The sequence below is a fragment of the Clostridium magnum DSM 2767 genome (assembly GCF_001623875.1).
Lineage (GTDB): Bacteria > Bacillota > Clostridia > Clostridiales > Clostridiaceae > Clostridium_AM > Clostridium_AM magnum.
In genome coordinates this window covers 404,541-416,546 of record NZ_LWAE01000005.1, presented here as the reverse complement: position 1 = coordinate 416,546, position 12,006 = coordinate 404,541, and the positions used below count along the sequence as shown (strand labels likewise).

11 protein-coding genes are annotated in these 12,006 nt (G+C 31.3%); 5 read left to right on the top strand and 6 right to left on the bottom strand.

Annotation, left to right across the window (positions count from 1 at the left end; translation table 11 throughout):
* The first annotated feature begins 329 nt into the window (after positions 1-329).
* The 3 genes from CLMAG_RS20840 (at position 330) to CLMAG_RS20830 (ending at position 3,076) form a co-directional block, all read left to right on the top strand.
* A complete protein-coding gene (locus CLMAG_RS20840) occupies positions 330-845 on the top strand; it encodes a sigma-70 family RNA polymerase sigma factor (protein ID WP_066626936.1) in 516 nt (171 codons plus the stop codon).
* On the top strand, positions 835-1,863 hold the full coding sequence (locus CLMAG_RS20835; RefSeq protein ID WP_066626934.1) for a DUF4367 domain-containing protein: 1,029 nt from the start codon (positions 835-837) through the stop codon (positions 1,861-1,863). Before CLMAG_RS20840 ends, CLMAG_RS20835 begins: the two co-directional genes overlap by 11 nt.
* Before the next feature lie 106 nt (positions 1,864-1,969).
* Complete coding sequence (locus tag CLMAG_RS20830) at positions 1,970-3,076, top strand: protease complex subunit PrcB family protein (RefSeq protein ID WP_066626933.1); 1,107 nt, start codon at positions 1,970-1,972, stop codon at positions 3,074-3,076.
* 64 nt (positions 3,077-3,140) lie between these two features.
* Here CLMAG_RS20830 and CLMAG_RS20825 read toward each other — a convergent pair whose 3' ends face one another.
* Positions 3,141-3,782 (bottom strand): cyclase family protein, encoded by a 642-nt coding sequence (locus CLMAG_RS20825; RefSeq protein WP_066626930.1) that lies wholly within the window; start codon positions 3,780-3,782, stop codon positions 3,141-3,143.
* 77 nt (positions 3,783-3,859) lie between these two features.
* On the bottom strand, positions 3,860-4,966 hold the full coding sequence (locus CLMAG_RS20820; RefSeq protein WP_066626929.1) for a DUF362 domain-containing protein: 1,107 nt from the start codon (positions 4,964-4,966) through the stop codon (positions 3,860-3,862).
* Between the two features lie 354 nt (positions 4,967-5,320).
* Between CLMAG_RS20820 and CLMAG_RS20815 the strand changes: the two genes are divergently transcribed.
* Together CLMAG_RS20815 and CLMAG_RS20810 are read left to right on the top strand one after the other, a co-directional pair.
* Positions 5,321-6,553, top strand: a complete 1,233-nt coding sequence (locus CLMAG_RS20815; protein WP_066626928.1) for an aminopeptidase — start codon at positions 5,321-5,323, stop codon at positions 6,551-6,553.
* Between the two features lie 78 nt (positions 6,554-6,631).
* Positions 6,632-7,549, top strand: coding sequence for a DMT family transporter (locus CLMAG_RS20810; RefSeq protein WP_066626926.1), 918 nt, complete (start codon positions 6,632-6,634; stop codon positions 7,547-7,549).
* A gap of 127 nt (positions 7,550-7,676) precedes the next feature.
* Here CLMAG_RS20810 and CLMAG_RS20805 read toward each other — a convergent pair whose 3' ends face one another.
* The 4 genes from CLMAG_RS20805 to CLMAG_RS20790 form a co-directional block, all read right to left on the bottom strand.
* Positions 7,677-8,711, bottom strand: a complete 1,035-nt coding sequence (locus CLMAG_RS20805; RefSeq protein ID WP_066626925.1) for a threonine aldolase family protein — start codon at positions 8,709-8,711, stop codon at positions 7,677-7,679.
* A 31-nt stretch (positions 8,712-8,742) separates the two neighbouring features.
* Entirely contained in the window at positions 8,743-10,500 is a 1,758-nt protein-coding gene (locus CLMAG_RS20800; protein ID WP_066626924.1) for a helicase-related protein, read from the bottom strand.
* Positions 10,501-10,697: 197 nt separating this feature from the next.
* Complete coding sequence (locus CLMAG_RS20795; RefSeq protein ID WP_066626923.1) at positions 10,698-11,258, bottom strand: DUF2284 domain-containing protein; 561 nt, start codon at positions 11,256-11,258, stop codon at positions 10,698-10,700.
* A gap of 27 nt (positions 11,259-11,285) precedes the next feature.
* A complete protein-coding gene (locus CLMAG_RS20790) occupies positions 11,286-11,786 on the bottom strand; it encodes a PadR family transcriptional regulator (protein WP_066626921.1) in 501 nt (166 codons plus the stop codon).
* Between the last annotated feature and the right edge of the window lie 220 nt (positions 11,787-12,006).

The following is a 12,006-nucleotide window of genomic DNA, read 5'->3' as shown; positions in this document are numbered from 1 at the left end:
AAGGTCTAGGGTAAATACTCCTAGACCTTAAAAATAAGGCTATTTACTTTTCATATCTTTATATGTTTAAAATTCCCCGATATTTTTAAATTTTATGAAGCGAAGTTAATGTTTTATACGTCTAATCTAATAATAAGTGTTATACTTTATTATATATGAATATTTATCTCACGGCTGGTAGCTTAACTTGAAAAAACACAAAATAATATACATCTAGATACTTTCTTCTAGTTTTATATTACAATGTGTCAGTGATAATTAAGCAATACTTAGCCTAAGAATTGCTTTATGGAGGGGAAAATATCTTTTAAAAAGGATATTATTAAAACATGGAAGAAGAAATAAAACGCTTAATGGATAGTTACGGAAATGATGTGCTAAGAGTTGCTTACCTATATTTGAAGGACAAGCATTTAGCAGAAGATGCTTTTCAGGAAGTATTTATAAAGGTTTATAAAAATTTTGATAAGTTCAAGAAAAATAGCAGTGAAAAAACCTGGATTATAAGTATTACCATGAATACATGTAGAGATATATTAAGGATTTCTTGGTTCAAAAAGGTTCTTATGTTTAAAGATATTAATAATGATTCATTATTACACAGTTATGAAAATATAGATAATAAGGTGATTAATAGAATTCAAAATGAAAATTTGTTAAAAGAAGTTATGAATTTACCCAGTAAATATAAAGAGCCACTGATTCTTTATTATTATGAGGAATTATCAACAGTAGATATAAGTAAAATGTTAAAAATACCGGAAGGAACTGTACGGAACCGGCTTTTTCGTGCTAGAACAATATTAAAATCTAATATAGGTGGGAAGATTGAATATGAAAGATAACATGAAAGATTTTAGAGAGACATCAAACACATTTCTTAAAGATATTTATGTTACTGAGGATTTAAAAAGAAAAACTTTAGAAAAGTGTACTGATAAAAGAGTTTTAAAAATGAGTCCCTTAATTGCTTCAACTGTTTCTGCTGCTCTTTTAATCTCTACTTTTGGAATATATAATTATTTTTTACATAAGCCAACTATTGCCAATAACTCTGCAAATAATTCAATAAATCATGAATACAAAAATTCTGTTTATAACAATGATTCTAAAGATCCTACAAAAATTTCAGAAACCCAAAATTTAGATAGCTCTAAATCTGTAGCTTTAAACAATGAGCCTAACACAGGAAATGAAAATTCTGCAGTACACAGTAAAAATTCGGATACTAGTGTAGTAACTAAAGATGCAAATACAGCTATTGAAGCTTTAAATGATAGTTCACTAAGTAGAGCAGATAATAGTCAGAACATTTCAATACCTCAAAATGAAGACTCGAACATTAGTGCAACAAATAGTAATGTAGATGTTGTTTCTCAAAATACGAATAATACTACCAAATCTTCTGATAATATCTTACAAAATAAAATGAATAATGAGCAAAATAAAGATATGTATTTAAGTTCTGAGGTCCCTACTGCATCAGTTTCTCTACCAGAGTCCTTAAATATGGCAAGTGCTGAAAAATATTTTGGAAGTGATATTTTACTTCCTACCAGTATTCCAGAAGGCTTTAACCTTACTGCTATATCTATTCCAGATGATAAACTAAAATGTGTAAAATTAAATTATAATTCTAACACTACTTATTTTGAAATATTGCAAAACAAAAATTTATCTAAATTACAGGGAGACAAAATTATATATATTAAAGATAACAAAGCTTATGTTACTTCAACAAAAGATGATCAATCCAATATTGTAACTACAAAAATCACCTGGATGATGAATAACATAGAATATTCTTTATGTGGCAATTTACCAGAAAACTCCTTAATAAATATTGCTAAATCTATTAATTAATACCTACTAATGTTTTTAAAACAATTTTAAGCTAAATTTTGAAGCGTAATACAAGTTTTATACGTCTAAGTTAATGAAAACAGTATTTTAAGGAGGGTATTTATAAATGCTAAAAAAAGTTGTAACATCAATATGTATTACTTTAGCAGTAGGAGTAATGTATATGCCTATTTCAGTAAGAGCTCAAACTTTACCTAAAGCCACGGCTTATGCTATGCAACAATCAGAATCCTTTGTCTATAATAAACAAAAGTTTGACACTATTTCTTATGATAACGCTCCAAAAGCTTTAACTAAAGAAATAGATCTTTATAAAGACAATAAGGGTTTCCTTTATTATATTGATAAAAATTCAAGTGATTTATATGTAGCTGTTATGGCAGGTGAAAAACCTACTGGTGGTTATGAAATTAAAGTCAATTCTGTAGAGGATGTGGAAGGACGAGCAAATATATTATTAGAAGAAACAATTCCTGATAATGATGCTATATTACCACAAATGGTAACATATCCTTATGCTATAATCAAAGCTCAATTACCGGCCTTTAGAATAAGTGTAAAAAACTCTTCTGGAGAGGTTTATAATTATTTAGGCAGCAACGGCTCTGATTCTGATATAGTAGGTGCCTCTTGGACCTCAGGTATTTTAAAAAATATATACACTGAGAATAACTCAAAAAATAATTTCGTATTTATAGAAATTCAAGATACTTTTGGGAAATACCAACTTTTTTATGCCAGCAATACTGATGAATGGAAGCATAAGATAAACAACTTGAAACTAGACAGTACTTTAAGCCTGCAATATGTGCTAGGAACCCCTGAAAAGTATAATGAAAAATCAGCCTTTCCTCTAAGTCAAATAAATCTACCTGTGGATAAGAATCTTTTTACAGATAAAAATTTTAAAGAATTAGAGTCTTATTCGGATGTTTCACAGGATAAAAAATGGACATTAACTTTTAAACAAGAAATTAAAAAGGAAAATGTAAATAGTTCAAAAATATACGTAGTAGATGGTGACGGAACTATAATTCCTACAGCACTATCTTTATCTGAAGATAAAAAGTGTGTACAAGTTATTCCTTATAAACCGTATAAGCTTGGTAAAAAATACTATTTATTTGTAATAAAGAATTTAAATGGTACAAATTCTTCTTTTAAAGGCTATAGAATGAACTTCCAAATAACAGATAGTGTTCCTATAAAATAGACTTAAAGCAGCTATAAGGATATATCACTAAAGATATCTCTTTTCTATAGCTGCTTTAAGTTTTCTATATACTTTCTATAGAAATAGCTCGTACTGGTGAACCATCTGCATCTTTGTTTTTTAGAGGCATTACACACAAAGTGAAGTACTCGTTGCTGATAGAGTCTAAATTTGTTAGATTTTCAATAATTATAATTTCCTTTTGCATTAGTATTTTATGTACTACAAATGTAGTTGATTCTATATGATCAATTGAAATTGCATCAATACCTATTCCCTTTAGATTAAACTCCGACAACCATTTTGTTGCTTGTTCATCTAAGCATGGAAAATCTTTATAATACGTTTTGTGTCCCCAATATTTACTCCATCCTGTTTTTATTATAATAAATTCAACGCTTTTTATTTTTTCTTCATAGGATTTTAAAACATTTACATCTATTATCTCTATGTTTTCATTTGAAAAGTCTAAAATAGTAGCTTTTCCAATAAAATGATCTATATCTAGATTATCTAAATATAGCCCATCACTTAACATATGTGCAGGAGCATCTATATGTGTACCTGTATGTGAATACATAGTTATTTTCGCTTCTTGAAATCCATCTTTCTCTAATGTATTTGCTTTTTGAAATATTGGCCCTTCTGTTCCTGGAAAAACTGGCATATCTGAATAAATGATATGGGTTAAATCAGTAACTTTCATTGTTATCACCTCTTTCCACCAATCATATTGTATAATAAATACCCATAAAATTTCTTTTTGTCGGTGATACAAATTCACTAAATTGTTACCAACTCATATTCCTTACTTCCAAGTCCCAACTTTACCGCATGATCAATTAATACCCTCCAGTTTGTCTCTGGACTAACATCAGTAAAATGATCATGATGTTTACAACCATTTTTTTCCAGAAGACTACCTTCAATAGCAGGTTGACGATTTACTGCATCTGCACAGGCAATATCCAGCGCCACTGGATCAAAGGAAGCAAACATACCTACATCAGGGACAATTGCTATATCATTCTCTGCATGGCAATCACAATAAGGTGAAACATCAATAACTAGACTAATATGGAAATTTGGACGTCCATTCAATACCGCTAAGGAATATTCCGCAATTTTTTTATTTAAAATATCATTTGATTCATCAGAAGCTGGTTGAACAGCATCTACTGCACAGACACCAATACATCGTCCACAGCCAACACATATGTTGTGATTAATAGAAGCTTTACGGTCTGTAAAAGTAATTGCGCCGTGAGCACAGTTTTTAGCACACATACCACAGCCAATACAGTCCTCTGCGGAAACACTAGGTTTCCCGCTACTATGCATCTCCATCTTACCTGCACGTGAACCGCAACCCATACCTATATTTTTTAGTGCACCTCCAAAACCAGCTGCCTCATGGCCTTTGAAATGACTTAAACTAATAAATACATCTGCATCCATAATTGCCCGACCAATCTTCGCCTCTTTTACATATTCGCCCCCTTCAACAGGAATCAAGATATCATCTGTACCCTTTAAGCCATCACCTATAATCACATGACAACCAGTAGAAAAAGGCGAAAATCCGTTTAGATAAGCAGAATTTAGATGTTCAAGAGCATCCTTTCTGTTGCCTACATATAAAGTATTACAATCTGTAAGAAAAGGTTTTCCTCCTAGTTCTTTTACGATATCTGCTGTCACTTTTGCATAGTTAGGACGTAAAAAAGCTAAATTACCTGGCTCACCAAAATGGATTTTAATAGCTGTATATTTTTTATCAAAATTAATTTGATCAATCCCTGCTGTTTTTATGAGACGGTGGAGCTTCTGCAACAAATTTTCTTTTCCTGTTGCATGCATGTTAGTAAAGTACACCTTTGATTTTTCCATGTTAAAAACACCTGCTTTCTAAAACTTCTTTATTAAACTTTTTACAAGTTACATCTTACTCTATATTTATACCATTTCTGCAATGTTATTCTTCCAAAAATGTACATTATAGAGAATTTCATTTAACCATTATTTATAGTATAGTAAGTTGTTTAATGATATACAAGCATGCACTTTGTTGATAGATAGTATCCTATAGGATACTGAAAGCTTTACTTATTTTCTGTTTAACAGCGACAATTTCTACTTTTACAAACCGCTGTGATAAGCTACCCCTTGAGTAATATATAAATAAATATTATAATAATATCTATTCGTGGCAAAACATAGTAATCAAAATAGAGGAGTGATAAAATGGATAATTTCAATAATACTCTAAAAAAATATGCTGAACTTGCAGTTAAGGTTGGAGTTAATATACAAAAAAATCAAACTCTCGTTATAAACTCAACCATTGAATGTGCTGAGTTTGTAAGACTCATTGCAAGAGAGGCCTATGCTGTTGGTGCAAAGGATGTTCATGTTGAATGGACTGATGAAGCGTTAACTCTTATAAAATTCATAAATGCACCATACGACACCTTTAAAGAGTTTCCAAAATGGAAAGCAGATGGATATGAAGAACTTGCTAAAAATGGAGCAGCCTTTATTTCAATTTCAGCATCAAATCCAGAGCTCTTAAAAGATGTAGATCCTAAGAGAATATCAGAATTTAATAAAACAAGATCTACTGCACTAAAAAAGTATAGAGAGTATATTATGAATAGTACAGTGGCCTGGTCTGTAATATCTATACCAACCTCTGGATGGGCAAGAAAAGTTTTTCCTGAACTATCAGAGAAAGAAGCAATAGAAAAGCTTTGGCAAAACATATTTAAAATTGTAAGAGTTGATAAAAATGATCCAGTTGAAGCTTGGAATGAACATCTAAAGAATCTTCAAAGTAAAGTAGATTTTTTAAATACTAAGAAATTTAAGAAACTTCATTATCTTTCAAGGGATACGGATTTATCAATAGAACTACCGGAAAAGCATCTCTGGGCTGGTGGTGGAGAATATAACTCAAAGAAAACTTACTTTGTTGCAAATATGCCAACAGAAGAAGTTTTCACTCTACCATTAAAAACAGGAGTAAACGGCAAATTAAAAAGTACAAAACCACTAAACTATAGTGGAAATCTAATTGATAATTTTACTCTAATTTTTAAAGATGGCAGAATAGTAGACTTTTCAGCAGAAAAAGGTTATGAGACCTTAAAGAAGTTAATAGAAACAGATGAAGGCTCTCATTATCTAGGTGAAGTAGCTTTAGTACCTTATGATTCACCAATTTCAAATTCAGATATTATTTTTTATAACACTTTATTTGATGAAAATGCTTCCTGCCATTTGGCTTTAGGTGAAGCTTATCCAATATGTCTTGAAGATGGTACTGAAATGAACATCGAAGAACTTGAGAAAGCCGGTGCAAACAACTCTTTGACTCACGTAGATTTTATGATAGGATCTGCTGATTTAAACATTACAGGTGAAACTAAAGATGGTGAAGTAATATGCATATTTAGAAATGGTAACTGGGCATTTTAAAAATGCTCCTCATAATCTTCACTAAATATAGTATAATGAATAAGTTGCCTATAGATTTTAGAAAGATGGGGGGATCATATGAAATTAAGTAGAAGAAGAAGTTTAGTTGCTGACATATCATTGTTCGTAGTAGCATTGGTATGGGGTGGCGGATTTGTAGCAGTAAAGGATGCTTTAGATAGTATTACTCCATTTTATATAATGGCTCTAAGACTCACTGGAGCTGCTATAATGCTTGCATTAATTTTCTTTAAAACTATGAAAGACATAACTAGAAAGGATATTATATGCGGTTCCATTGTAGGTATATTTTTATTTTCAGCTTTTACTGCACAAACTATTGGATTACAATATACCACCGCAGGAAAGCAAGCCTTTTTAACTACTTTATATGTAGTGATAGTTCCTTTTTTTGCATGGAAAGTTGAAAAGAAAAGGCCAGATTTATACTCATTATTTTCAGCATTATTAGCTCTAGTAGGTATAGGCTTTTTAAATATCGGTGATAGTTTTTCTTTAAATATGAACCTAGGTGACTGGCTTACACTATTATGTGCTTTCTTGTATGCAGCTCACATAATATCAGTTGCCCATTATGCAAAAAAAGTAAATCCTATAATACTTTCTGTAATTCAAATGCTATTCGCTGGACTAGTATCATTAGTTTGTGCATTAATTTTTGAACCTAGGTTTGGTGGAATCAATAAAGGTGCTTTTTTCTCTATTTTTTATCTTATAGTATTTAGTACAGCCTTTGCTTTTGTCGTTCAAAATGTAGCACAAAAATATACTCATCCAAATCATGTAGGAATAATCTTATGTTTAGAATCAGTTTTTGGAGCAATTTTATCTGTAATAATTTTAAAAGAGGTTTTTACCCTAAATATGGTTATAGGCTGCGTTATTATATTTATTGCCCTAATTATTTCCGAAACAAAGTTAAGTTTTATCAAAGCACTTCATAAAGAAGAAGATATTACTTTCACTAGTAATTAATATATACTTTAAGAGTTAAAAAGGCTCTGAAGCCTAAGGCTTCAGAGCCTTTTTATACAATGATCGCAAAACTTCCAGGGTTTCTTCCTCAAAATCAACTTATACACCTGAGCACAACTTATCCATTCTAATTAGAAGCTACAGCTTCTTTCATATCTTCAACAAAAGATTTAACAATCTCCTCTTTAGTAGCCCAAGAAGTTACAAGTCGGATGGCTGAATTATCTTCATCTACTTTTTCCCAAAGATAAAAAGAATATTTTTTCTGAAGCTTTTCAATTAACCAATTTGGGAGAATAGGAAAAATCTGATTAGAAGGTGAATGAGTTAAAAACGAATATCCAACCTCACTAATTCCCTTCTTCAAAATATCAGCCATGTTATTAGCATTTCTTGCCAAATTAAAGTAGAGATCATCCTTAAAAAGTTCAAGAAACTGTATGCCAAGGATTCTTCCTTTAGCAAGCATCGCCCCTTTTTGCTTTATATGAAATCTAAAATCCTCTTTTAGGGAATCTCGGCAGATTACAAGCGCTTCACCCATTAAAGCCCCATTCTTGGTTCCACCTATGTAGAAAGCATCCACAAGTGTACTTAAATCAGAAAAATCCATGTCATTCTCCTCTGAACATAGAGCAGAACCTAGTCTTGCACCATCCACATATAAAAACAGCTTATTTTCTCTACAGAAATTGCTCAACTGCTCTAACTCACTCTTACTATATATTGAACCTATTTCTGTAGGATTAGAAATATAAACTAACCTCGGTTTTACCATATGTTCATCTGTATGTCCCTCTAAAACAGATTTTATATGTACAGGAGTCAGTTTTCCATCCTTTACCTCTATAGAAATGACTTTATGTCCTGTAGCTTCTATGGCTCCTGTCTCATGAACTAATATATGCCCTGTATTTGACGCTATTGCTGCTTCATGAGGTCTTAGAAAAGCAGAAATCGCAGTAAGATTTGTTTGTGTTCCTCCCATAAATAGATGTATATCAATATCACTGCGCCCTATTCTTTCTTTTAACAAATTAACAGCCTTTAGTGTATAAGGATCTTCTCCATATCCCTCTGTTTGCTCCAAATTTGATTCCATTAAAGCACTCAATATCCTTGGATGAGCACCCTCACTGTAGTCATTCTTAAAACTATACATTTACGTTTCCCCCTTATGTTTCATTCAAAACCTATATACTTACCAAAATTTTATTAATGTCTTCGCTAACTGCTATACGTTCCTCATATACCCACTTCACATCAAAATCCAAATTAAATATCTTTGAAAAGGAGTAGTAGAGATTTATCTTCTGATAATAAAGCTCAAGTTCATAGAGTCCCTTTACCAAACATGCAGGTTTTGAAATAACATCTCTCTTAGCTATAAAAAGCTCATCTACATAAGCTAAAAAAGTATCCATCATGGTAGGATTTGATACGTCAAAAGGTATCTTTAGTATCATCCATTGAGTTTTTTCATCTAATTTATAAGGCTTTATGCTGTCTAATACTATAATGTATTCTGAAATGTCCATTTTTCTGTAAAAGTGCATCTTTTCTTCTCTAGTACTCCAAAGTGCAAGCTTCTCCTTTAAAGGCAAGCTCTTTATTCTGAGTATTGCCTCACTAGGCCCTATTACTGCCTCTTGAATAATCTGGTCTGTTGCATTTATCATTTCACTTATAAATTCCTGAGTGCCTCCATAGGATGCCACATACCCAACTTCATATATTCCCTTTCTCCCCGCTCTTCCTGCAATCTGTTTTACCTCTTGAGAATTTAAATACCTTACTTCACTGCCGTCAAACTTCTTTACATCCATGAATACTATTCTTCTTATAGGAAGATTCACACCCATGCCGATAGCATCTGTAGTTATCAATATTTTTGTTTCTTTACTTATAAATTGCTCATACTGCTTTCTTCTTACTTCAGGAGGTAAATCTCCATAAATTAAGCTTGCCTTTATGCCTAAATCTGCATAATAATATACTAGTTCTAATACCCTCTTTTTAGAAAATACTACAAGTGCATCTCCATCTTGAATATTTTTATATGAAAAAGAATCATACTGCATTTCAAGAGGTATGCTTCTTTTATACTCTTTAAATTCATACTGATCCTGACAATCCTCAATTACCTTAATCAATAGCTTTTTACTATTAATTGCTCCACAAACATGTATTTCTTTACAATTTAATCCCAGTAGTGCTCTAGTCCATGCTGCTCCTCTCTGATCATCCTTTATCATCTGAACTTCGTCTATAACTGCTATATCATACTCTTCATTAATATCTAATTTTTCTATGGTGCAGGATATATGCTCTGCTCCCTCTACAATTATTTCTTCTTCTCCTGTCATAAGGCTGCATTTAACACCTTCTGAATTTAATCTCTCATAGTTCTCAAGAGCTAATATTCTTAAAGGAGAAAGATATATTCCTTTTTTAGATTCTTTTAATCGCTGAATTGCATTATAGGTTTTTCCTGTATTAGTTTCCCCTAAATGCAAATAGAATTTTCTTACACTCCTTCTAGCATCCTCATACTCATCCTTAGGATTTGCCGGAAATACATTGTCAAACTCTCTAGACACGAGCTTAGGGATATGCTCAGTTATAAGGACACTAATTATTCCTGAACCTAAATAGCTATCGTAATTATGTTTTACTATTTCTCTAAAACTAAAATTAGTGTCATTTTTTCTATTATAGTCATCTACAAGCCTTTCTGATATGTATTCTAATATCTCTAGGTATCTTTCGTAAACACCTTTAAAATCCCTAAGACCTGCATCTTCAAATTCTTTTAAGTGCCTTATTTTCTTTCTTATAGAAGCCTCATGCTCCCACAGTGCATTTGTTTTAGTGTGCTTGACGATTTCTTCTATTTGTGAAATTTGATTCTTTATCTTTCTAAAATTTCTTTCTACTGCGCCTCTTTTCATATACCGTCCTCCTAGATAGAATTTATTTAATTATTATATCACTATTCTAATATTATTAGCAAAAATTCACATTTAATTATATAAAAACAACTTATTTACCTGAAAATAATAAAAACAGAGTAGTAAGCATTAATTTTTCTTTATACTTACTACTCTATTTTTAGCAGAACCAAGCCTTAAATTTCTTGTACCTTGTCCTAGTCATTTAGGTTGAAAAGAATAAGTGCTACATAGGATACAGTATTTTTTCCGTTATAAATTGGAATTCCACTATTTTTCTCTAGAGCCATAACATCCATTCCATATGCTTCAACGGAAGAAAAAGCTTTATCTGGATGGCGGCATGGCTGCTTGTCTAGATATGCACATTTATCACATACACTGCAGCAGCCAGCATTTAAAGGAAGCATATCCTTAAAACCATATTTTGTTTTTATATGGTTAAGAATTGTACTAAAGTTTTCACAATGTTTAATATAGCCAGCATTCATACCTTTTAAATCAAAAGGACTGTTTAATTGGATTACAGTTTGAAATAAAAGACCCTGCTTGTATTTTCTTGCTTTTTCCATCAACTCTTCTATAGGGCCTATTGCAGGTGGTCCCATCCAGTTTGTATCATATTTGCGACAGACATTTTTCTCACATGCTTTTCTAAATTCTTCATGAAACTTAATTTTTGATGTATCCGCTATAGCTGCATGGCTTGCATTTAACTCCAAGGCATCTTTTACTAAATCGTTTAAATCGAATGACATAAAATCCCCCCAATTATGAATTTACTTTTAATTAAGTTCTTCTAAAAACCTCTGATACCATCTTTTTAAAAAGCAATAATAGTCAATTCCGAATATAACTGTCCAGACCTGAAATTCATCCATATCTTTTTCAAGTTTTGCCTTAAAAACCTCTAATCTCCGAATCATTGCACTTACATTTATAATGAGTTCAGGGATTAAATCCTTTAACTTTTCTTTAGGCAGATATTTATAAAAAGACATTTTAACAAGGTGTTCATTATCTGACCGTATTATATCAATAGGTTTTTGAAGCCATTCTAAGAATTTTTCTCTTCCTTCATCATTAATACTATACATTTTTTTATATTTTCCGCCCTCAACTATTTCCTTTGACGTTATTAGTCCTTCTGTCTTCATTTTTTTTAACGTTGGATAAATGCTACCATAGCTCGCATTAAAGTATTTCACGCTATCAATGTTCTGTTTCATATCGTATCCACTCATATCATTCTGCATAAGCAAACCTTCGATAACATATTCCAGCATAGTTTCCTCCATAAATGTAAATAATATATCTATAATCAATATATCGAACTGATATATTGATTATAGATATATATTAACTTAAAAAACGCAATATGTCAATTAATGGAACGAACTTATAAATTTTCCATAAAGCCTTTTTTACTAATCTTCTTAGCTGGACTTTAATAATTTATGTAATTTGTTTTTGTCAAATGCACCTCAAAAAAGAGGTATAAATATT

Excerpts from the sequence above, each read along its gene's own strand:
- CLMAG_RS20840 (WP_066626936.1), top strand. The coding sequence starts at position 330 with ATGGAAGAAGAAATAAAACGCTTAATGGATAGTTACGGAAATGATGTG.
- CLMAG_RS20835 (WP_066626934.1), top strand. The coding sequence starts at position 835 with ATGAAAGATAACATGAAAGATTTTAGAGAGACATCAAACACATTTCTT.
- CLMAG_RS20830 (WP_066626933.1), top strand. The coding sequence starts at position 1,970 with ATGCTAAAAAAAGTTGTAACATCAATATGTATTACTTTAGCAGTAGGA.
- CLMAG_RS20825 (WP_066626930.1), bottom strand. The coding sequence starts at position 3,782 with ATGAAAGTTACTGATTTAACCCATATCATTTATTCAGATATGCCAGTT.
- CLMAG_RS20820 (WP_066626929.1), bottom strand. The coding sequence starts at position 4,966 with ATGGAAAAATCAAAGGTGTACTTTACTAACATGCATGCAACAGGAAAA.
- CLMAG_RS20815 (WP_066626928.1), top strand. The coding sequence starts at position 5,321 with ATGGATAATTTCAATAATACTCTAAAAAAATATGCTGAACTTGCAGTT.
- CLMAG_RS20810 (WP_066626926.1), top strand. The coding sequence starts at position 6,632 with ATGAAATTAAGTAGAAGAAGAAGTTTAGTTGCTGACATATCATTGTTC.
- CLMAG_RS20805 (WP_066626925.1), bottom strand. The coding sequence starts at position 8,711 with ATGTATAGTTTTAAGAATGACTACAGTGAGGGTGCTCATCCAAGGATA.
- CLMAG_RS20800 (WP_066626924.1), bottom strand. The coding sequence starts at position 10,500 with ATGAAAAGAGGCGCAGTAGAAAGAAATTTTAGAAAGATAAAGAATCAA.
- CLMAG_RS20795 (WP_066626923.1), bottom strand. The coding sequence starts at position 11,258 with ATGTCATTCGATTTAAACGATTTAGTAAAAGATGCCTTGGAGTTAAAT.
- CLMAG_RS20790 (WP_066626921.1), bottom strand. The coding sequence starts at position 11,786 with ATGCTGGAATATGTTATCGAAGGTTTGCTTATGCAGAATGATATGAGT.